The organism is Comamonas sp. A7-5, assembly GCF_039581385.1.
GTDB lineage: Bacteria > Pseudomonadota > Gammaproteobacteria > Burkholderiales > Burkholderiaceae_C > Comamonas > Comamonas thiooxydans.
Genome location: NZ_JBCPWO010000003.1, coordinates 63265 through 83431, shown reverse-complemented (window position 1 = coordinate 83431; position 20167 = coordinate 63265). Strand labels below are relative to the sequence as shown.

18 protein-coding genes are annotated in these 20167 nt (G+C 63.3%); 13 read left to right on the top strand and 5 right to left on the bottom strand.

Annotated elements, in window-relative coordinates; genetic code table 11:
* Positions 1–72 precede the first annotated feature (72 nt).
* Together gap and tkt are read right to left on the bottom strand one after the other, a co-directional pair.
* Complete coding sequence (gene gap / locus AAIL67_RS05935) at positions 73–1071, bottom strand: type I glyceraldehyde-3-phosphate dehydrogenase (RefSeq protein WP_003060372.1); 999 nt, start codon at positions 1069–1071, stop codon at positions 73–75.
* A gap of 142 nt (positions 1072–1213) precedes the next feature.
* Complete coding sequence (gene tkt, locus AAIL67_RS05930; protein WP_034350865.1) at positions 1214–3262, bottom strand: transketolase; 2049 nt, start codon at positions 3260–3262, stop codon at positions 1214–1216.
* A 153-nt stretch (positions 3263–3415) separates the two neighbouring features.
* Between tkt and AAIL67_RS05925 the strand changes: the two genes are divergently transcribed.
* From AAIL67_RS05925 to pyk, 6 genes are all read left to right on the top strand, one after another.
* Positions 3416–4183 (top strand): nucleotidyltransferase family protein, encoded by a 768-nt coding sequence (locus AAIL67_RS05925; protein ID WP_343483575.1) that lies wholly within the window; start codon positions 3416–3418, stop codon positions 4181–4183.
* A gap of 3 nt (positions 4184–4186) precedes the next feature.
* Positions 4187–5215, top strand: coding sequence for a hypothetical protein (locus AAIL67_RS05920; RefSeq protein ID WP_343483574.1), 1029 nt, complete (start codon positions 4187–4189; stop codon positions 5213–5215).
* 172 nt (positions 5216–5387) lie between these two features.
* Complete coding sequence (locus tag AAIL67_RS05915; RefSeq protein ID WP_034350862.1) at positions 5388–6215, top strand: TSUP family transporter; 828 nt, start codon at positions 5388–5390, stop codon at positions 6213–6215.
* Positions 6216–6246: 31 nt separating this feature from the next.
* Entirely contained in the window at positions 6247–7656 is a 1410-nt protein-coding gene (locus tag AAIL67_RS05910; protein WP_343483573.1) for an aminopeptidase P N-terminal domain-containing protein, read from the top strand.
* 22 nt (positions 7657–7678) lie between these two features.
* Positions 7679–8458 carry an abortive infection protein gene (locus AAIL67_RS05905; RefSeq protein WP_224649255.1) on the top strand — a complete coding sequence of 260 codons (780 nt, stop codon included), beginning with the start codon at positions 7679–7681 and terminating at the stop codon, positions 8456–8458.
* Positions 8459–8768: 310 nt separating this feature from the next.
* Complete coding sequence (gene pyk, locus AAIL67_RS05900; RefSeq protein WP_004340286.1) at positions 8769–10205, top strand: pyruvate kinase; 1437 nt, start codon at positions 8769–8771, stop codon at positions 10203–10205.
* Between the two features lie 157 nt (positions 10206–10362).
* Here pyk and AAIL67_RS05895 read toward each other — a convergent pair whose 3' ends face one another.
* From AAIL67_RS05895 to AAIL67_RS05885, 3 genes are read right to left on the bottom strand one after another with little or no spacing between them, the layout of a single operon-like run.
* On the bottom strand, positions 10363–10938 hold the full coding sequence (locus AAIL67_RS05895; RefSeq protein WP_343483571.1) for a phosphatase PAP2 family protein: 576 nt from the start codon (positions 10936–10938) through the stop codon (positions 10363–10365).
* Between the two features lie 26 nt (positions 10939–10964).
* Complete coding sequence (locus AAIL67_RS05890; RefSeq protein WP_343483570.1) at positions 10965–11720, bottom strand: phosphatase PAP2 family protein; 756 nt, start codon at positions 11718–11720, stop codon at positions 10965–10967.
* A 47-nt stretch (positions 11721–11767) separates the two neighbouring features.
* Positions 11768–12358 carry a phosphatase PAP2 family protein gene (locus AAIL67_RS05885; RefSeq protein WP_003072465.1) on the bottom strand — a complete coding sequence of 197 codons (591 nt, stop codon included), beginning with the start codon at positions 12356–12358 and terminating at the stop codon, positions 11768–11770.
* A gap of 155 nt (positions 12359–12513) precedes the next feature.
* On the opposite strand from AAIL67_RS05885, the gene AAIL67_RS05880 reads away from it, so the two are divergent.
* The 7 genes from AAIL67_RS05880 (at position 12514) to AAIL67_RS05850 (ending at position 20143) form a co-directional block, all read left to right on the top strand.
* Positions 12514–13209 (top strand): response regulator transcription factor, encoded by a 696-nt coding sequence (locus AAIL67_RS05880; protein WP_004340295.1) that lies wholly within the window; start codon positions 12514–12516, stop codon positions 13207–13209.
* Complete coding sequence (locus tag AAIL67_RS05875) at positions 13206–14564, top strand: histidine kinase dimerization/phospho-acceptor domain-containing protein (protein ID WP_343483569.1); 1359 nt, start codon at positions 13206–13208, stop codon at positions 14562–14564. The genes AAIL67_RS05880 and AAIL67_RS05875 overlap by 4 nt, the downstream gene beginning before the upstream one ends.
* Positions 14565–14694: 130 nt before the next feature.
* On the top strand, positions 14695–15759 hold the full coding sequence (gene fba / locus AAIL67_RS05870; protein WP_004340312.1) for a class II fructose-bisphosphate aldolase: 1065 nt from the start codon (positions 14695–14697) through the stop codon (positions 15757–15759).
* 213 nt (positions 15760–15972) lie between these two features.
* The gene (locus AAIL67_RS05865) at positions 15973–17649 is read left to right on the top strand and encodes a long-chain-fatty-acid--CoA ligase (protein ID WP_034350834.1); all 1677 of its coding nucleotides are present in this window, start codon (positions 15973–15975) and stop codon (positions 17647–17649) included.
* A gap of 261 nt (positions 17650–17910) precedes the next feature.
* Positions 17911–18444 carry a cupin domain-containing protein gene (locus AAIL67_RS05860; protein ID WP_003072476.1) on the top strand — a complete coding sequence of 178 codons (534 nt, stop codon included), beginning with the start codon at positions 17911–17913 and terminating at the stop codon, positions 18442–18444.
* An 8-nt stretch (positions 18445–18452) separates the two neighbouring features.
* Positions 18453–19331: an alpha/beta hydrolase gene (locus AAIL67_RS05855; protein WP_343483568.1), complete on the top strand. Its 879-nt coding sequence runs from the start codon at positions 18453–18455 to the stop codon at positions 19329–19331.
* A 5-nt stretch (positions 19332–19336) separates the two neighbouring features.
* A complete protein-coding gene (locus tag AAIL67_RS05850; RefSeq protein WP_034351506.1) occupies positions 19337–20143 on the top strand; it encodes an IclR family transcriptional regulator in 807 nt (268 codons plus the stop codon).
* The last annotated feature ends 24 nt before the right edge of the window (positions 20144–20167 follow it).

The window sequence follows — 20167 nt, the reverse complement described above, 5'->3', positions numbered from 1 at the left end:
GCTGGCTTTTTGATAGCTTTCAGCGCTTATCTGATAAGCGATTGAGCCTGTTTTGGCATGTAATCGTGAAGATTACTTGGCCACCACGCGCACCATTTCCAGGCACTTGTTGGAATAGCCCCACTCGTTGTCATACCAGGACACGACCTTCACAAAGGTCTTGTCCAGGGCGATACCGGCTTCGGCATCGAACACGGAGGTGCAGGTCTCGCCGCGGAAGTCGGTGGCGACGACCTTGTCTTCGGTGTAACCCAGCACGCCCTTCAGAGCGCCTTGGGACTGGGCCTTCATTTCGGCGCAAATTTCTTCGTAGGTGGCTTCGCTGTTCAGCTCCACGGTCAGGTCAACCACGGACACGTCGGAAGTGGGCACGCGGAAGGACATGCCGGTCAGCTTCTTGTTCAGCTCGGGGATCACCACGCCCACGGCCTTGGCAGCGCCAGTGCTGGAGGGGATGATGTTTTCCAGAATGCCGCGACCGCCGCGCCAGTCCTTGTTGGAAGGGCCGTCCACGGTCTTTTGCGTGGCGGTCGCTGCGTGCACGGTGGTCATCAGGCCGCGCTTGATGCCCCACTTGTCGTTCAGCACCTTGGCCACGGGAGCCAGGCAGTTGGTGGTGCACGAAGCATTGGAGATGATGGCTTCGCCCTTGTAGGTGCCGTGGTTCACGCCGAACACGAACATGGGGGTGTCGTCCTTGGAAGGAGCGGACAGGATGACCTTCTTGGCGCCTGCGTCGATGTGCTTCTGGGCGGTTTCCTTGGTCAGGAACAGGCCGGTGGACTCGATCACGATGTCGGCGCCGACTTCGTTCCACTTCAGGTTCGCGGGATCGCGCTCTTGGGTCAGGCGGATCTTCTTGCCATTGACGACCAGGGTGTTGCCTTCGACAGAAACTTCACCGTCGAAACGACCGTGCACGCTGTCGTACTTCAGCATGTAAGCCAGGTAGTCGGGCTCCAGCAGGTCGTTGATGCCGACGATTTCGATGTCGGAGAAGTTTTGCACTGCGGAGCGCAGCACGTTGCGGCCAATGCGGCCGAAGCCGTTGATACCAACCTTGATCGTCATAGTTGCCTCGTAGATAGTGAGTAATGAAAAACCGGAGCGGATTGTGCCCGGACTCGGCACCCTGGGGCCTGGTCCGGATGGCTGAGGACTGCGGGTAAGCAAACTTCAACCGGAAAAAAGGGGCACGAGGCCCCTTTTGCGCTTACTTGCCAGCGTTCTGCAGGGCGACCTGCACGGTGTCGGCCACATTCTCGGCGGTGAAGCCGAAGTGCTTGAACAGCACGCCTGCGGGGGCGGACTCACCGTAGGTGTCGATACCGACCACGGCGGCGCAGCCGTACTTCCACCAGAAGTCGGTCACGCCCATTTCCACGGCGATGCGGGGCAGGCCGGCGGGCAGCACGGCCTTCTTGTACTTCACATCCTGCTTGTCGAAGGTCGTGGTGCTGGGCATGGAGACCACGCGTACGGCGATCTTGCGTTCGGCCAGCTGCTTTTGGGCAGCCAGAGCCAGCTGCACTTCGGAGCCGGTGGCGATGATCACGGCCTGGGCCTTCTTGCCCTTCAGACCCACATCCTTGGGCTCGGAGAGCACGTAGGCGCCGCAGGCGATGTCGTCCAGCGCGTCTTCGCTCTTGGGCGAGTAAGCCAGGTTCTGGCGGCTCAGCAGCATGGCTGTGGGCTTGTTCTTCTGGCTCAGGGCCACGGTCCAGGCCACGGCGGTTTCCGTGGTGTCGGCGGGGCGCCACACGTCCAGACCGGGGATCAGGCGCAGGGAGGCTGCGTGCTCGATGGACTGGTGGGTGGGGCCGTCTTCGCCCAGGCCGATGGAGTCGTGCGTGAAGACGTGGATCACGCGCTGCTTCATCAGAGCCGCCATGCGGATGGCGTTACGGCTGTAGTCGGAGAAGGTCAGGAAGGTGCCGCCGTAGGGGATGAAGCCGCCGTGCAGCGCCACACCGTTCATGATGGCGGCCATGCCGAACTCGCGCACACCGTAGTTGATGTGGCGGCCGATCTGGCCTTCTTCGGTCTTGACCACGGCACCCTTGTCGTCCACGCGGAAAGAGGGTGTGGACTTGGTGTTGGTCAGGTTGGAGCCGGTCAGGTCGGCAGAGCCGCCCAGCAGCTCGGGCAGAGCGGCTGTCAGGCCTTCCAGGGCCAGCTGGCTGGCCTTGCGGCTGGCCACGGTGGCACCGGCGTCATGGGCGTCGGAGGCGATCTTGGCGGCGATTTCACCGAAGTTGGCGGGCAGATCGCCAGCCATGCGGCGTGTGAACTCGGCGGCTTGCTCGGGGAAGGCTGCGGTGTAGGCTGCGAACTTTTCGTTCCAGGCCGCTTCGGCCTTGGTGCCCAGATCCTTGGCGTTCCAGTCGGTGTAGACCTCGGCAGGGATCTCGAAGGGGCCATGAGTCCAGCCCAGAGCCGCGCGGGTCAGTGCGATTTCTTCGGCACCCAGAGGTTCGCCGTGGGCCTTGGCCGTGTCCTGACGGTTGGGCGAGCCCTTGCCGATATGGGTCTTGCAGCAGATCAGCGTGGGCTTGTCGGCGCTCTTCTTGGCGGCGGCGATGGCCTTGTCCAGGGCGTCCACGTTGTGGCCGTCCACGGCGCGGATCACGTTCCAACCGTAGGCTTCGAAACGCTCGGGCGTGTTGTCGATGAACCAGGGGGCAACCTTGCCGTCGATGGAGATGCCGTTGTCGTCGTACAGGGCGATCAGCTTGTTCAGCTTCCAGGCGCCGGCCAGGGCAGCGGCTTCATGCGAGATGCCTTCCATCAGGCAGCCATCGCCCAGGAACACGTAAGTGTGGTGGTCGACGATCTCGTGCTTGTCCTTGTTGAACTCGGCAGCCAGTAGCTTTTCAGCCAGTGCGAAGCCCACGGCATTGGTGATGCCCTGGCCCAGAGGGCCGGTGGTGGTTTCCACGCCGACAGTGATGCCCACTTCGGGGTGGCCGGCAGTCTTGCTGTGCAGCTGACGGAAGTTCTTCAGCTCTTCAATGGGCAGGTCGTAGCCGCTCAGGTGCAGCAGCGCATAGATCAGCATGGAGCCGTGACCGTTCGACAGAATGAAGCGGTCGCGATTGGCCCAGTGAGGGTTCACGGGGTTGTGCTGGAGGTGGCGGCTCCACAGCGCTACGGCCATGTCGGCCATGCCCATGGGGGCACCGGGGTGGCCGGAATTGGCTTGTTGAACGGCATCCATTGCGAGTGCACGGATTGCATTCGCCATATTTTGAGTGTTGGCCATCAGGGCGCTCCGAAAAGGAGGGGTAATTCTGCTAAGCCCATCATTTTAATGGAGGCCCAATTTTCGCAGGCGGGATGCGGGTCAATGCTCTACAGTGCAACCCCAGAAACAGGTGTCTTGCGCACCTCAAACCGTGTTGAAAAGCTGATTGCAATGACTGTAGAAAACGCTGCTTCCCTCCTGGTGCAACCTCCTGCAATGCTGCTGGCCGCAGGCCGGGGCGAGCGAATGAGGCCGCTGACCGATGTCACGCCCAAGCCGCTGCTCAAGGTGCAGGGCGTGCCGCTGCTGCAGTTGCACATGCAGGCGCTGCTTGCCGCTGGCGTGTCGCGAGCCGTCATCAACACCGGCTGGCTGGGGGCGCAGATTCCCGCGTATTTCGGCGATGAATTCGTGCCGCAACCCGATGCGGGCGCGAGCGCGAAGCTATTGCTTGCCTATTCGGCGGAGCCCGAGAAAGCCTTTGAAACCGCTGGCGGCATCAGTCGCGCCCTGCCTCAGCTGGGCCGGGTTTTCTGGCTGGCTGCAGGCGATGTCTATGCGCCGGATTTCTGCTTTGCGGTGCAGGATGCCCAGGCGTTTGCGCACAGCGATGAACTGGCCCATCTGTGGCTGGTGCCCAATCCTGCACACAATCCGCGTGGCGACTTTGGTCTGAGCGAGGACGGCAAGGCGCTGGATCTGTCTGCCGACGACGAACGCCCGCGCTATACCTACAGCACGATTGCGCTCTTGAAAGCCGAGCTGTTTGCAGCACCGTGGTTCGATGTGCAGCCGGGAAACCCCGAAGGCCTGCGCGCCCCGCTGGCCCCGCTGCTGCGCCGCGCCATGCAGGACGGCCGCGTGGGGGCCTCGCTCTACACCGGTCGCTGGGTCGATGTGGGCACGCCCGAGCGACTGGCCGAGCTGAATCAGGGCTGAGACATGAGCGCACGCAGCATCGACTGGCAAGGCCCGCACATCGTCCACGCCTGCACTGCGCAGGCTGGCTGGGGCCAGTTGCTGCTGCTGACCGGGGACGGCGGCTTGCATGCGTTGAAGCTGCCAAGCGGCCGGAGCCAGCAACTGGCGCAGCTGGATTTGCCAGAGCCGACATCGCCTACGCCGCACTGGCAGCATGGCTTCAAGGTGCATTGCGCAATCAGTGGCGACTATGCGGTGATTGCAGATGATGGAGGCACATTTGGCGTGCTGGTGAATTTGTGTACGGGCGAGCGCGTCGTGCAGCTTTTTGGGGGCGACTACCACCCCAGGACCGTGCCTTTTTCCATCGCATTTGTCCAGCACCAGGGCCGCGATGTGCTGATTCATCGCACGCAGTGGAACCGGCTCGATGCCATGGATTGCGCGACGGGCGAGAACCTGACCGAGCGCGATGGGCTGGCGTTCGAGCAGCCGCACTATCTGGATTATTTTCATGGCCGTCTTCTGCCCAGCCCTTCGCAGCAATGGCTGCTGGACGACGGCTGGGTTTGGGCGCCCGTGGGCATTCCCGCCGTGTGGTCGCTGCCGGCCTGGCTGGATGGCAATCGCTGGGAGTCCGAGGACGGCCCCTCGCGCAAGCGGCTGGCGCAGGGCGAGGGCTGGGACCAGCCCTGCGTGTGGCTGGATGACTCGCGCGTCGCGATCTGGAACGTTGGCAACTGGGATGACGACGGCTTTGGCGACTGTCTGCATGCGCCGGGCGTGGTGATCATCGATATCCATGCGCCTGTGCCCGAGGAAGGCCATGCCGGCCAGCTCTGGCCCATGCCTGGCCTGCCGCGCGCCCGATATCTGCACTGCGTGAACGGTCGCTTGCTGGTGGTGGGCGAAGGGCAGAGCTGGCTCTGGGATATGCCAACCCGCGAGCTGCTTTGCCACTGGCCCGATTTCGCGCCCCAGGGCTGGCATGCGCAGCGTGGCGAGCTGGTCGAGTGGTCGGCGCAGCAGATAAAAATACTTACTCCCTAAACTGCTTTGGAACTCATGCCAGCAATGCGCACGAAGCTATGAGTTGAGGAGCTTCTCTGTGGATTGCACGAATGCTTGTCATGGCAAGCGTCTGCTATGCTTTTTAATATTCTGACTGGCGCAACCGGATGCAAATCCACAGTTCCTCTTGTGGCCGTCATCGGGTGAGTGCATGCAAATCGTTTTCTTCATGGCTCTGGTGGGGCTGGCCGCGTTCTGCCAGAACCTCACGGGCTTCGCGTTCGGACTGATCTTTGTCGGCGTGGCAGGGGCCACGGGCCTGATGAATATTGCCGATGCGGCCAATGTGGCCTGTCTGCTGTCCATCATCAACGGCATCAGCTATATGCGCGCCTACCGCTTCGAGCCGGACTGGGTCATGCTCAAGCCCATGCTCATCAGCAGCGTGCTGGGCGTGGTCGGCGGGGTGCTGCTGCTGCACTGGCTCAGCGGCAATACGCTCAACGGCCTGCGCATGCTGCTGGGCCTGGTGATCGTGCTGTGCGCCATGTTGCTGCTGATGCAGAAGAAGGCGCTGGACCAGCCCTCGGGCCCTGTATCGATGTGGGTGGCCGGCGTGTCGTCGGGGCTGCTCGGTGGCTTGTTTGCCACACCCGGCCCGCCCATGGTCTATCACCTCTACCGTCAGCCGCTGGATCGCATGCTGGTGCGCCACTGCCTGTTTGCCATGTTTGTCTCCTGCTCCTTGCTGCGCGCTGCCATGGTGGCTGTGGAGGGGCAACTGAACTGGGCGGTCATGGGCTGGACGGCACTGGCCTTTCCTGTCGTCACAGGCGTGACCTGGTGGAGTGCCAGACATCCGCCCGCCTGGCCCAAAAGGCTGGTGGAATGGCTGGTCTGCGGCCTGCTGATTCTGTCCGGGGCAAGCCTGCTCTGGTCGGGCTGGCGCGCGAGTCAGCCCGAGGCCCTGGTGCCCGGTGATGCGATGGCGCTGCTGGCCGCCGGGATTCAGACCGGCACAAGGGTAGGAGCGCAATAGCTGACATCCGCAGATGTAAGCTGATGTACAGATGCCCGGCCAGCATTACGATATGCCCATGACTTCTGTATATGCCCAACGCCGCGCACGCTTGGCCGCCCAGTTGGGCGACGGCGGTGTCGCCATCATCCCCACGGCTCCCGAGCTGCATCGCAACCGCGATACCGAGTATCTGTATCGCCACGACAGCTACTTCTACTACCTCACGGGCTTTTCCGAGCCCAATGCCTGCCTGGTGCTGACCAGCGACGGCAAGAGCGTGCTGTTCTGCCAGCCCAAGGATCTGGAGCGCGAGGTCTGGACCGGCTATCGCCTGGGTCCCGAGGCTGCCAAGACCAAGCTGGGCATGGCTCAGGCGTTCTCCAGCGATGAAATCAATTCCCGCCTGCCGCGCCTGCTGGAAAACCGTGAGCGCGTCTGGTTCCCCTTTGCCACCCACAAGGGCCTGGCCGAGCAGGTCGAAGGCTGGCTCAGCCAGGTGCGCGCCCGCTCGCGCTTTGGCGTGCTCTGTCCCACACAGCAGGGCGATGCCTGTGCGCTGCTCGATGAAATGCGTCTGGTCAAGGACATGCACGAGCAGGACATCATGCGCCGCGCCGCGCAGATCAGTGCCCAGGCCCATGTGCGTGCCATGCAGCGCTCGGCCCGCATGATCCGCAATGGCGAGGAGGTGCGCGAATACCATCTGGACGCCGAGCTGCTGCACGAGTTCCGCCAGCATGGCTCGCAGTACGTGGCCTACGGCTCCATCGTGGCCGCCGGTGCCAATGCCTGTGTGCTGCACTATCAGGCCGACAAGGCGCCGGTGCGCGCGGGCGAGCTGGTGCTGATCGACGCGGGCTGCGAGCTGGATGGTTATGCCAGCGACATCACGCGCACCTTCCCGGCCGACGGCAAGTTCAGCGGGGCGCAGCGTGCGCTGTACGACCTGGTGCTGGCCAGCCAGGAAGCGGCGATTGCCGTCACCAGGGCCGGCAAGCGCTTCAACGACCCGCATGACGCCACCGTGGCCGTGCTGGCCCAGGGCATGCTGGACCTGGGGCTGCTGGACCGTACCAAGTACGGCACGGCCGAGGATGTGATCGAGTCGCGTGCCTACTTCCAGTTCTACATGCACCGCACCGGCCACTGGCTGGGCATGGATGTGCATGACTGCGGCAGCTATGTGGAACCCAGCGAGCTGGGCGTGGTCAGCGAGCGCAAGGACCCGATCTCGGGCGAAACCATTGCCAATCGCCCCAGCCGCATCCTGCGCCCCGGCATGGTCACGACGGTAGAGCCGGGCATCTATGTGCGTCCTGCGCCAGGCGTGCCCGAGCAGTTCCACAACATCGGTATCCGCATCGAGGACGATGCCATCGTCACCGAGACCGGCTGCGAGCTCATCACCCGCGGCGTGCCGGTCAAGGCCGACGAGATCGAAGCGTTGATGCGTGACTGAGAGGCCTGAGCCAGGGTTCATCATGCCGCAGACCTTTACCCACCTGTCTCATCGCGCTGCGGCCAGGCCACAGTCTGCCGCGCGCATGGGCTTGCTGCTTTGGTTGCTGGGTCTGCCAGGCGTGGTGGCGCTGGCCTGGACGACGCCGCCTGCCTGGCTGGCCGCTCTGGCCAGTGGCGGCTCAGACATTGTGGTCGGCTGGGCCGCGACGGCGGGGTTGAGCGTCCTGCTGGCGCTGAGCGTGGGCCTCGGGGTCCGGCTGGGCCCGAGGCTGGGCTTGAGCGCACCATTGATTCATGCCGTGGCCGAGGGGCGCATGCCCTGGCGCGGCATGCGCGTGCTGAGCCTGCCCGGCGTGGCGGGCGGCGTGATCGGCGCGGCCTGGCTGGTGACGTTGGCCGTGGTCTGGCCCGAGAGCATGTCTTTTGTGGACCCGGTCTACGGCTTGCCGCTATGGCCCAAGCTGCTCTATGGCGCGATTACCGAAGAGTTGCTGTTGCGTCTTGGCATGCTGAGCGCCGTGATGTGGCTGCTGTGGAAGGCCTTTGGCAGCCCCAGGCAGCGCCCGGACTGGCGGCTGGGCTGGGCGGCGATTGCATTGGCTGCCTTGATGTCCGGCTGCATTCCGGTGTTTCTGGGCTGGACCGTGGTCGGCGAGCTGTCGGCGCCGGTCGTACTGCAGCTGTTGGTGTGTGAAAGTGTCTACGGGTTGCTGGCGGGCATCATGTTCTGGCGCTACGGGCTCGAGGCCGCCATGCTCACGCATGTGGTGACCTATCTGCTCTCGCACGGGCTGATCTGAGGCCTGCACATTTGAACCTGCCGGGCAAAACTGTTTCGACGCGGTCTTTGATGCGCTGCAGCAGGCGCGCCGATTCGGGCGCGAGTTTCGCTCTTATGCTTCTGAATCAGTAGCTGCAAGCGCTTGAAATATAAACATTTCATGCTTGATATGACCTGAGTTCAATAATGGACATGCGTAGGCAGCTACTGTTTTTGTGGTCCTGTGGCTGGCTTGTCGGGTGCGGCAGCAGCGTGCAAGATGCAGTCATGTAACCGCATTCGTGCCAGAATTGAAACCCGATTACATTCCATCGCGAGAGAGACATTTCATGCAAGTGAGTCGTGCTACCAAGATCGTCGCCACACTGGGCCCCGCTTCCAGCGATCCGCAACTGCTTGAACAAATGGTGCGCGAAGGCGTGAACGTCGTGCGCCTGAACTTCAGCCATGGCAAGGCGCAGGACCATATCGACCGTGCCACCATGGTGCGCGAGGCTGCCCAGCGTGCAGGCCGCGAAGTGGCCATCATGGCCGACCTGCAGGGTCCCAAGATCCGCGTCGGCAAGTTTGCCGAGGGCAAGGTCATGCTCGAGCCCGGCGAGCGCTTCGTGCTCGATGCATCGCGCACCGAACTGGGCGACATCAACGGCGTGGGCCTTGATTACAAGGAGCTGCCCCGTGACGTGAAGGCCGGCGATGTGCTGCTGCTCAACGACGGCCTGATCGTGCTGACCGTGGACGCAGTACGCGGTGAAGAGGTACACACCGTCGTCAAGCTGGGTGGCGAGCTGTCCAACAACAAGGGCATCAACAAGCAAGGTGGCGGCCTGACGGCTCCCGCACTGACCGCCAAGGACATGGAAGACATCAAGACCGCGATGTCCTTCCAGGCCGACTACGTGGCCGTGAGCTTCCCCAAGAACGCCACCGACATGGAAATGGCGCGCCAGCTTTGCAATGTGGCCGCTGCCCAGTACGGCCACAAGCCCGGCCTGATCGCCAAGATCGAGCGTGCCGAGGCCATTCCGCGCCTGGAAGAGATTCTCAAGGTCTCCGACGGCATCATGGTTGCCCGTGGAGATCTGGCCGTGGAAGTGGGCAACGCTGCCGTGCCCGCGCTGCAAAAGAAGATGATCCGCATGGCGCGCGACATGGACAAGGTGGTGATCACCGCGACCCAGATGATGGAGTCCATGATCACCAACCCCGTGCCCACCCGTGCCGAAGTGAGCGACGTGGCCAATGCCGTGCTGGACGGCACCGATGCCGTGATGCTGAGCGCCGAAACCGCTGCCGGCAAGTACCCGCTGGAAACCGTGCGCGAAATGGCCGCCATCTGCGCCGCTGCGGAAGCGGCCGAAGACCGCGTCAAGGATGCCGACTTCAGCAACAGCCAGTTCAAGCGTACCGATCAGGCCATCGCCATCGGCGCGCTGTTCACCGCTCATCACCTGGGTGCCAAGGCCATCGTGGCGCTGACCGACTCCGGCTCGACCGCGCTGTGGATGAGCCGTCATCGCATCCATATTCCCATCTACGCTCTGACCCCCAAGCTGGCCACGCAGCGCAAGATGGCGCTGTACCGCAACGTGCGCCCTCTGCTGATGGACACCAGCGCCGAGCGCGACATGGCGCTGGACCAGGCCAAGGGCCATTTGCTGGCCCGCGGCATCGTGCAGTCCGGTGATGTCTACGCCATCACCTGCGGAGAGCCCATGGGCCAGCCCGGTGGTACCAATATGCTCAAGATCTGCAGGGTGGAGTGAGCCCCCTGAGCGGCTATGCCGCTTCCCCCCGAGGGGGACGGCATCTTCGCTGCGAGGCGGCTCTTGCTCGATGCCTCTGACTTGAAGCATGCCTCATCAAAAAAGCTGCCAGCGCTTTATGCATAAGCGCTGGCAGCTTTTGTTTTGAGAGCGTGAATCAGCCGAGCAGGGGTTGCAGGCGGCGCTTGAGCTGTTTGCGGCGCTGCGCTTGTTTGAGCTGCAATGCGCTGCGCCAGACGAGTACCGCGCTGACGGTACCGACCAGCATGCCGGCCAGAATATCCGAAGGGAAATGCACGCCGAGCACCACGCGGCTCAGTGCCACGCTGGTGGCGAGAAGCCATGCGACAACAACCAGCCAGCGCTGGTGTCTTCCCACGCCCAGGTTGATGCCCTGAGCCAGGGCAAAGGCGCCGGCGGCGTGCATGCTGGGAAAGCTGGCGCTGGCACCATGTGCTATCCACTGCATGCCCATGCTCAGCTGCGCCGGCCTGGGCATGGGCAGGCCCCAGCGAATCAGACGGCAGGTCACCCAGGCACATGCCATGGACAGCAAGGCCAGTTGCAGGCTGCGCCGCCAGCCCTTGCCAAGCGCCAGCATGGCGGCAATCACGGGCAGGGCGCACAGGCCGGGCAACCAGTTGGAGGCGAAGCGCGAGGCCTGAATCCACCACAGCGGGCTCTGGGCGTTGGCATTCAGAAAGTGAAATACGGGGGCATCGAAAAGCAGCATGAATGACCTTTGCGTGTGTGCTGAGCTCAGTCCTGGGCAAGCAGCTCGTCGAGGGGCAGGGCTGCATCCGCCGGGACCTGATGCGCCAGGCGGCGGGTGGTCAGCAGATCGCAAAAGCAGCTTGCCGTCCAGCACAGCCAGGCGGTCCACAGCGTGTGGCTCATGAAGTGGGCACCGCGCATCTGCTGCGCCAGGCCCAGGGCAAAACCCGCAAACAGAGCCGCGGCAAGCCACAGGCGCGCTGCGCGCGGCAGGTCGTGGCGCAGCGCGAAGTAGCCGCTGATGAAGGCAAAGCCCGCCGAGGCGTGACCGGCAGGAAAGCAGTGGCCGCCGCCGCCATCTATGACACCCCAGGCCCAGTGCGAGACATAGTGGCCTACACCGCCGAAGTCGGCGAGGTCCCAGGGGCAACTGGTCACGCTGATGCGTTTCATCAGCGCCATGATGATGAGCGAGACCAGTGCGCCCACCACCAGCTGTATCCGGCGTGGGTAAGACACTTTTCGCATCCAGCCGATAGGCCACCAGATCATCAGGCTCAGCCCCATGACGATGGCCCAGGCCAGTTTGCGCGCACCTTCATGGGCAATGTTGACCATGAACCAGTCGTTCTGCAGGGCAAAGCCCTGGCTGCTGCCAAACCAGTGCGCCATGGGCATGTCAAGGCTGCTCATGTCCCAGGCCAGTACGAAGGCCAGGGCAATGACAGTCCAGCTCAGCAGGGCTGGAGCGGAGGCTTGGCGAAGAGGAGGGAGGGGACGCGAGGGGGCGGACGACTTCATGTCCGCCACGATAGAAAGCGCTGCTTAACAAGCGCTTAAGAGCAGGCTCAGCCCTGGGCCGCCCATGCGCCGCGCAGGCGCTTGAGATGCGGCACGACGCGCAGATGACGGCGGCGGCGCAGCTGAAAGGCGATGTGCCAGACGATGAGCGCGCCGCTGATGCCTACCAGCGCGCCGGCCATCAGATCGGACGCAAAGTGCACCCCCAGATGGACGCGGCTCCAGGCGATGCCGATGGCGGCTATCCAGGCCAGCCAGACAAGCGGCTTGCGGTGGCGGGTTGCGCCCAGGCTGAGGGCCATGGCCAGGGCAAAGGCTCCGCTGGCATGCAGGCTGGGAAAGCCGGCACGTCCTCCATGCTGAATCCATAGCGTGCCCAGATTGAGCTGGAACGGGCGCGGGGCCGGGAAGCCCCAGCGTATGAGTCTGGCGATCAGCCAGGCCGTGGCCATGGACAGCAGCAGCATCAACATGGTGCGGCGTGTTGCCGGTGAGCCGAACACCAGGGCGATGAGGACAAGAATGCCGCTGAGATTGGGCAACCAGGCCGAGAGTGCACGTGCCAGCTGGATGCTGAACCAGTGCGTCTGGGCATCGGCATTGAACAGCGCAAACAGAAATGGATCGAAGAAGAACATGAAGGCGCTGCGGCAGATTGCGGCAATGGAAGGTGGCCGATGTTAAAGCGAAATGCTGGCTTGCGGATGTCAAGCCCATGCACGATCAGGGGAGGTGGGTGTCGGCGTTGACCAGCCAGTTGAGCGGATGGCGAATTGCCGCGCACAATGCGTGCATGCGAATTCTGGTGGTCGAAGACAACGAAGGCATTGCAGCAGGGCTGCGAACCAATCTCATGCAGCGCGGCTATGCGGTGGACGTGTGCGCCAGCGTGGCCGAGGCCTGGCATGCCCTGAGTGCCGAGCGCTTCGATGCCGTGTTGCTGGACCTGGGTCTGCCCGACGGTGATGGCAGCGAGGTCGTGCGCCGCCTGCGCCTGCAGACAGGACGGCCCGGTGTGCCGCAACTGCCCGATCCGGCCACGCCGGTGTTGATCCTCACGGCACGCGATCAGGTGCAGGACCGGGTCGCGGGGCTCAATCTGGGGGCCGATGACTATCTGGTCAAACCCTTTGACATGGACGAGCTCGAGGCCCGCCTGCGCGCCATGATGCGCCGCGCGGCCGGTCAGGCATCGCCGGTGATCCGCCATGCGGATCTGGAGGTGGACCCGGCTGCCCGCACCATCAGGCAGGCGGGGCAGAAGGTGGAGGTATCACCGCGCGAATTTGCCGTGCTCTGGGCCTTGTTGCTTGCGCGCGGGCGGGTGCTGTCGCGCCCGCAAATCGAGGAGCATCTCTACAGCTGGGGCGATACGGTGGAGAGCAATGCCGTGGAGGTCTATGTCCACCATCTTCGCAAGAAGCTGGGCCAGAAGATCATTGTGACCATGCGCGGCGTGGGCTACTTCATGCCGCAGGAGCAGGAATGAAGGCCATGCCGCAGACCGGCATGCGCCGCAGCTCGCTGCAGCTGAATCTGCTGGCCTGGATGTTGGGCGCGCTGGCGCTGGTCTGGGGCAGCTTCGTCATCTGGGGCTACCAGACCGGAGTGCACGAGGCCGATGAGCTGACCGACGGACACCTGGCCGGAGTGGCCGCGCTGACCTTGAACTGGCATGTGCAGGACGATGTGCCGGCCGGAGAGACCACGGCTGTCCAGCCGCCTGCAGGCCTGCACGCCCACGACTATCAGGAGTCGCTGAGCGTGGTGCTCTGGAATGCGCAAGGCCTGCTGATATCGCGCACCGGACAGGCGCCCTTGCCGGACTTCGACATCGAGCAGGGCTTTGCGACGATTGGTGCGGATGAACGCAAGGCCTGGCGCAGTTATACCCAGTGGAGCCACGACAAAACTGCCAAGGTCACGGTGATGATCGACCTGGCCGAGCGCGACAGTCTGGCCGACGACATCGCCATGCAGATGATAGAGCCGGGATTCTGGCTGCTGCCCGTGATCGTGGTTGCGCTGGGTGTGGCCATGCGCCGCGGCATGCGTCCTCTCAATCAGCTCACGCAACGCGTGGAGGCACTGGATCTGGGTCGTGACCAGCGCCTCTCCGATGCCCATGTGCCGCGCGAGCTCTCGCCCATGGTCAGCTCGATCAACACCTTGCTCGACCGCCAGCAGGAGGCATTGGAGCGCGAGCGCAATCTGGCTAATGAGGTGGCCCATGAACTGCGCACGCCGCTGGCTTCCATCGCTTTGCAGGCCCAGGCGCTGAAGTCGGAGGGGCAGGCCGATACCGCTGTCATGCAGGCCGCGCTGCAGCGCATCGGTCAGGACGCCCTGCATGCCGGCCATGTGCTCGATCAGTTGCTGACCCTGGCCCGGGCTGGACGCGGCATGCTGGATGCGCCTTTGCAGACCGTGAACTGGGCCGATGTGGTGCGCAATGTGGCGGCGGCGCAGGCCCAGCATGCCTGGCAGCGTGAAGACATGATCTCAGTGGACGCCCCGCAGGAGCTGCCGGTGCGCGGCAATGCGCTGCTGCTCGATTCGGCACTGCGCAATCTGGTGGAAAACGCCGTGCGCCACACACCGACGGGCACGCAGATCGAGGTGCAGGCCGGCCTTGACAGCGTCCAGGAACGGGCCTGGGTGCAGGTCTGCGATGACGGCCGACGTGATGCCGCACCGGTACATGTGCCGCCCGTGGACAGCCTGCATCTGGGCCATGAAATCGTCAGCCGCGTCATGCAGGCCCATGGCGGGCGCTTCATGGTGGCCGAGGCGCCGCAAGGCTTCACCACCTGCTATCGCATGGAAATACCGCTAGCCGGTTAAAATACCCGGTTACTAAGCGGTTACCGAAGCGTGGCCGCTGGTCTTTCCCCGGGCCACAGCTGTCGTGCGGCGCACTGCAGTGATTCATCGCCGGGGGCGTTGCCTCTCAAAACTTTGAACGGAACCCACCATGCCTTTGATCTCGATGCGCGAAATGCTGGACCATGCTGCTGAAAACGGCTATGGCATCCCCGCCTTCAACGTGAACAACCTGGAACAGGTCCAGGCCGTGATGTCGGCGGCTGACGAAGTCGGCGCGCCCGTGATCCTGCAGGCCAGCGCCGGTGCCCGCAAGTACGCCGGTGAGCCCTTCATCAAGCACCTGATCCAGGCGGCTGCCGAGATGTATCCCCACATCCCCCTGGTGATGCACCAGGACCACGGCACCACGCCTGAAGTCTGCCAGGGCGCGCTGAACCTGGGCTTCGGCTCGGTGATGATGGACGGCTCGCTGATGAGCGACGGCAAGACGCCTTCGTCCTTCGACTACAACGTGGACGTGACCCAGAAGGTGGTGGCCATGGCCCACCAGATCGGCGCCACCGTGGAAGGCGAGCTGGGCTGCCTGGGCAACCTCGAAACCGGCGAAGCCGGCGAAGAAGACGGCATCGGTGCCGAGGGCAAGCTGGACCACAGCCAGATGCTGACCGACCCCGAAGAAGCTGCCGTGTTCGTCAAGGCCACCCAGCTGGATGCGCTGGCGATCGCCATCGGCACCAGCCACGGCGCCTACAAGTTCAGCCGCAAGCCCACAGGCGACATCCTGGCGATCTCGCGCGTCAAGGAAATCCACGCCCGCATCCCCAACACCCATCTGGTGATGCATGGCTCCTCTTCCGTGCCCCAGGAACTGCTGGCCATCATCAACCAGTACGGCGGTAAGATGAAGGAAACCTACGGCGTGCCCGTGGAAGAGATCCAGGAAGCCATCAAGTACGGCGTGCGCAAGATCAATATCGACACCGACATTCGTCTGGCGATGACCGGCGCCGTGCGCAAGTTCCTGGCCGAGAATCCTGACAAGTTCGACGCCCGCGAATGGCTCAAGCCTGCCCGCGAAGCGGCCAAGCAAGTCTGCAAGGCCCGCTACATCGAGTTCGGCTGCGAAGGCCAGGGTGCCAAGATCAAGGGTTACAGCCTGGAGCAAATGGCCAAGAAGTACGCCGCCGGCGATCTGGCCCAGCTGGTCAAGTGAACTCAAGTTTGATAGCTGTCAGCGCTTTCCCAGTAAGCGCTGGAGGCTGAAAACACTCAAAGCCCGCAGCCTGGTGCCTGCGGGCTTTTTTCATGGGCTTTGACTTCTGTTACTAAGGTGACCCGGCTTGTTTCCTAGGGTTACTACAGTATCGAACGACCGTGCTTTTTATCACAATGGCCGGATCAGACGATAAGACACGGAGACAGAAGAATGAGTGACCGTCCTTGGCTGAATGCATATCCAGAGGGAGTTCCTGCGGACATCGATGCGTCCCAGTATCCATCGCTGGTGGCCTTGATGGAAGAGGCATTTGCCAAGCATGCCGACAAGGTGGCCTATTCCTTCATGGGCAAGGAGCTGACCTTCGCCCAGGTCGATGCGCAGAGCAAGCTCTTTGCCGCCTATCTGCAAAGCCTGGGGCTGCAGCGTGGCGACCGTGTGGCGCTGATGATGCCCAATATTCCCCAGTACCCGGTGGCCGTGGCCGGGGTGCTGCGTGCTGGCTATGTACTGGTCAACGTCAACCCGCTCTACACGGCACGCGAGCTCGAGCATCAGCTCAAGGACTCGGGCGCCAAGGCCATCGTCATCATCGAGAACTTCGCCAAGACGCTGCAGGACGGCATGCATGGCAGCGCCGTGCAGCACATCGTGCTCTGTGCCATGGGCGACGAGCTGGGGCTTTTGAAGGGCATGCTGGTCAATTACGTGGTGCGCTCCGTCAAGAAGCTGGTGCCGCCCTTCAGCCTGCCCGGTGCCGTGCGCTTCAAGGATGCACTGGCCAAGGGGCGCGGTGCGACCTTGAACGCGCCGGTGCTCAAGGCCGACGACATGGCGCTGCTGCAATACACGGGTGGCACCACCGGCGTGAGCAAGGGTGCTGTGCTGCTGCACCGGAACATCATCGCCAACGTGCTGCAGTCCGAAGCCTGGAACGAGCCTGCCATGAAGAAGGTGCCGGCCGGCGAACAGCCCACCAGCATCTGCGCGCTGCCGCTCTATCACATCTTCGCGTTCACGGTGAACATGATGCTGGCCATGCGTACTGGCGGCAAGACCGTGCTGATTCCCAATCCGCGTGATCTCAAGGCCACGCTCAAGGAGCTGTCCAGACATCGTTTCCACAGCTTTCCGGCCGTCAACACCTTGTTCAACGGACTGGCCAACCACCCCGACTTCGGCACCGTGGATTGGAGCCACCTCAAGGTCTCGGTGGGCGGCGGCATGGCCGTGCAGAGTGCCGTGGCCGAGCTGTGGCTCAAGAAGACCGGCTGCCCCATCTGCGAGGGTTACGGCCTCTCGGAGACCAGTCCCTCGGTGACCTGCAATCCGGTCACGGCCACGGCTTACTCGGGCACCATAGGAGTGCCCCTGCCCAGCACCTATGTGAAGCTGGTCGGCAGCGACGGCCAGGACGTGAGCGAGCCGGGTCTGCCCGGTGAAGTCGCCGTGCTGGGCCCGCAGGTCATGGCCGGCTATTGGCAGCGCCCCGACGAAACCGCCAAGGTCATGACGGCCGATGGCTACTTCCTCACGGGTGACATCGGCACCATGGACGAGCGCGGCTTTGTGAAGATCGTGGATCGCAAAAAGGACATGGTCATCGTCAGCGGCTTCAATGTCTACCCCAACGAGGTCGAGGACGTGGTCTCCAACTGCCCCGGCGTGCTGGAGTGCGCGGTGGTCGGCGTGCCCGACGAAAAGTCCGGTGAGGCCATCAAGCTCGTCGTCGTCAAGAAAGACCCGGCACTGACCGAGCAGGCCATCCGCGACTACTGCCAAGCCAATCTGACCGGCTACAAGCGTCCGCGCCACATCGTCTTTCGCACGGATCTGCCCAAGACTCCCGTGGGCAAGATCCTGCGCAGGGAACTGCGCGACGCCTGAGAGTTTTTCATCTTGTCCTTCAAGGCGAGTTCACAGGAGCGCTTGGCGCTCCTTTTTTTATGCCTGTTTTCAGGCCCGTGCCTGTGTGAGCCGGGAGCAAAACGTCACGCCGATACCTGTCTCCACCGCAGCAACAAGGAAATGTGCTTGTTGATATTGGGCAAGTCTTCTTATAATTGTTTCGCCAAATGAACCTGGTTTTATTAGTAAAACAAAAAGCAAATCGCTTTTTGTGTTCTACAACGGTTTCAGGAGAGACATATGAGCGAGATCGCACAAGACAACAGCGCCCGTACTTGGGATCGCCCCGAGGGCTCCAGCTTTGAAGACTGGATGAGCACACGCATTGCGCGCTTTGCCACGCGCAAGTACGACTTCGATGCCCTGAAGTTCCAGGCCGACTTTGATCCCAAATATCGCCGCGGCCAGATGCGTTACATCGGCACGGGCGGCACGGGCGTGGCCTCCGACAGCAACACCATTCCGTCGGAAAACTTCACCTTCTCCACCATGGTGATTCCCGCCGGCCATGAAGGCCCTTCGCATCTGCACACCGATGTGGAAGAAGTGTTCTTCGTGATGCGCGGCAAGCTCAAGCTGGTGCTGGAAAAGGACGGCGAGCGTTTCGAGACCATCCTGACCGATCGCGATGTGGTTTCGGTGCCGCCCGGCGTCTACCGCGAAGAGATCAATGTCGGTGATGAGGATGCGCTGATGTGCGTGATGCTGGGCGCTAAAAAGCCCGTCACTCCGACTTATCCGCCCGAGCATCCTCTGGCCAAGATCAAGCGCTGAGCTTCGTCATGCACGAGGATTTGCTGTCGCTGAAACTGCAGCTGCTGCAGACCGGTTTTCCCGAGCGGCTGGTGAAGCTTCCCCAGGGCGTCCAGGTCGCCTGGCGTGAGGCAGGCGGCGCCAGCTCCGACTTTGCGGTGGTGCTGCTGCATGGCATCAGCTCCGGGGCTGCATCCTGGCTGGATGTGGCGCTGCAGCTGGCTGACAAAGTGCGTGTCCTGGCCTGGGATGCACCCGGTTATGGCGTGTCGACACCGCTGGCACAGTCGGCGCCTGCCGATGCCGACTATGCGCAGGCGCTGGCCCAGTCGCTGCTGGTGCTGGGCGTGCGGCGCTGCATTCTGGTCGGGCACTCGCTGGGCGCCCTGATGGCAGCCAGGCTGGCTGCCATGGCCGCACCAGGACTGGTCGAGCAACTGGTGCTCATCAGCCCGGCGGGCGGCTACGGCGCTGCGGCCAAGGCCGAGCAGCAGGCCAAGGTGCGCGAGGGCCGGCTGGCGGCTCTGGCCGAGAAGGGCGTCGCCGGTCTGGCGGCCGTCATCGACCAGCGCCTGGTGTCCTCCGAGGCTCCTGAAGCCGTGCGTGCATGGGTGCGCTGGAATACGGCGCGTATGCAGCCGCAGGGCTATGCGCAGGCGGTCGAGCTGCTTTGCGGCAGCGATCTGGCACAGGCACGGGGCAGGCTTGGCATGCCGGTCGAGGTTTGGGTCGGCGAGCACGATGTGGTGACTACACCTGCAGCTTGCAAGTCCTGGTCCGAAATGCTGGGCGCGCACTACGGTACGCTTGCGGCTGCCGGTCATGCCTCACCCGTGGAACAACCAATGGAGGTCGCGCATAGGCTGGCATCTTTGTTGAACCAAAGCTATTGCCCCAATACCAGCTGATTGCCATGAGCGAAACCTCCGAGATTTCAACCAACGAACAAGACCGTTACACCGTGCCCGCTCTGGACCGAGGACTGCGCCTGCTGGCCTGCTTTGGCCCGGCGCAACCGGTCTGGAGTGCGCCCGAGCTGGCGCGCAGCCTCGAGCTGCCGCGCTCCACGGTGTTTCGCATGTTGACCACGCTTGAAAACTCGGGGTATCTGCAGCGCAGCGGCACCGAATACCGGCTCGGTCTGGCCGTGTTGCGCCTGGGCTATGACTACCTGTCCACCCAGCCGCTGGCGCAACTGGCCGAGCCTGTGCTGCAGGCCTTGTGCGATGAGCTGGGCATGACCAGCAATCTTGCATTGCGCGACGGCACTTCCGTGGTCTATGTGGCTCGCGTCACTCCGTCCGGAGCATTCCAGGGCGCTGTGCGTGTGGGATCGCGTCTGCCGGCGCATGCGACGGTGCTTGGACGAGCCCTGTTGCATGACATGGACGGCGCGCAGCTGCGCTCGGTGTTTGGTGGCGAGGAGCTGCCCCAGTTCTCCGAGAGCACGCCGCGCAATGTCGACGAGCTGCTGCGCCTGCTGGCCGAGGATCGCGAGCGTGGTTATGCCATGGGCGAGGGCTTTTACGAGCCTGGCGTTTCCAGTATTGCAGCGCCGGTGCGCGCCGCAGACGGGCAGGTGGTTGCGGGGCTGGCCATGGCCATTCCGTTTACCGAGCTGGGGCCCGAAAAAACCCAGCTCTGGGTGCAGAAGGTGCAGCAGGCGGCAGAGACTCTGTCCGCCCATTTGCGCCAGCAGCACCCGGACCATTTGCGCTGACCCCGATCACGCCGGGCCAGCGCA

Bases quoted from the DNA above. Each gene is read 5' to 3' on its own strand.
- gap (WP_003060372.1), bottom strand. From the start codon at position 1,071: ATGACGATCAAGGTTGGTATCAACGGCTTCGGCCGCATTGGCCGCAAC.
- tkt (WP_034350865.1), bottom strand. From the start codon at position 3,262: ATGGCCAACACTCAAAATATGGCGAATGCAATCCGTGCACTCGCAATG.
- AAIL67_RS05925 (WP_343483575.1), top strand. From the start codon at position 3,416: ATGACTGTAGAAAACGCTGCTTCCCTCCTGGTGCAACCTCCTGCAATG.
- AAIL67_RS05920 (WP_343483574.1), top strand. From the start codon at position 4,187: ATGAGCGCACGCAGCATCGACTGGCAAGGCCCGCACATCGTCCACGCC.
- AAIL67_RS05915 (WP_034350862.1), top strand. From the start codon at position 5,388: ATGCAAATCGTTTTCTTCATGGCTCTGGTGGGGCTGGCCGCGTTCTGC.
- AAIL67_RS05910 (WP_343483573.1), top strand. From the start codon at position 6,247: ATGCCCGGCCAGCATTACGATATGCCCATGACTTCTGTATATGCCCAA.
- AAIL67_RS05905 (WP_224649255.1), top strand. From the start codon at position 7,679: ATGCCGCAGACCTTTACCCACCTGTCTCATCGCGCTGCGGCCAGGCCA.
- pyk (WP_004340286.1), top strand. From the start codon at position 8,769: ATGCAAGTGAGTCGTGCTACCAAGATCGTCGCCACACTGGGCCCCGCT.
- AAIL67_RS05895 (WP_343483571.1), bottom strand. From the start codon at position 10,938: ATGCTGCTTTTCGATGCCCCCGTATTTCACTTTCTGAATGCCAACGCC.
- AAIL67_RS05890 (WP_343483570.1), bottom strand. From the start codon at position 11,720: ATGAAGTCGTCCGCCCCCTCGCGTCCCCTCCCTCCTCTTCGCCAAGCC.
- AAIL67_RS05885 (WP_003072465.1), bottom strand. From the start codon at position 12,358: ATGTTCTTCTTCGATCCATTTCTGTTTGCGCTGTTCAATGCCGATGCC.
- AAIL67_RS05880 (WP_004340295.1), top strand. From the start codon at position 12,514: ATGCGAATTCTGGTGGTCGAAGACAACGAAGGCATTGCAGCAGGGCTG.
- AAIL67_RS05875 (WP_343483569.1), top strand. From the start codon at position 13,206: ATGAAGGCCATGCCGCAGACCGGCATGCGCCGCAGCTCGCTGCAGCTG.
- fba (WP_004340312.1), top strand. From the start codon at position 14,695: ATGCCTTTGATCTCGATGCGCGAAATGCTGGACCATGCTGCTGAAAAC.
- AAIL67_RS05865 (WP_034350834.1), top strand. From the start codon at position 15,973: ATGAGTGACCGTCCTTGGCTGAATGCATATCCAGAGGGAGTTCCTGCG.
- AAIL67_RS05860 (WP_003072476.1), top strand. From the start codon at position 17,911: ATGAGCGAGATCGCACAAGACAACAGCGCCCGTACTTGGGATCGCCCC.
- AAIL67_RS05855 (WP_343483568.1), top strand. From the start codon at position 18,453: ATGCACGAGGATTTGCTGTCGCTGAAACTGCAGCTGCTGCAGACCGGT.
- AAIL67_RS05850 (WP_034351506.1), top strand. From the start codon at position 19,337: ATGAGCGAAACCTCCGAGATTTCAACCAACGAACAAGACCGTTACACC.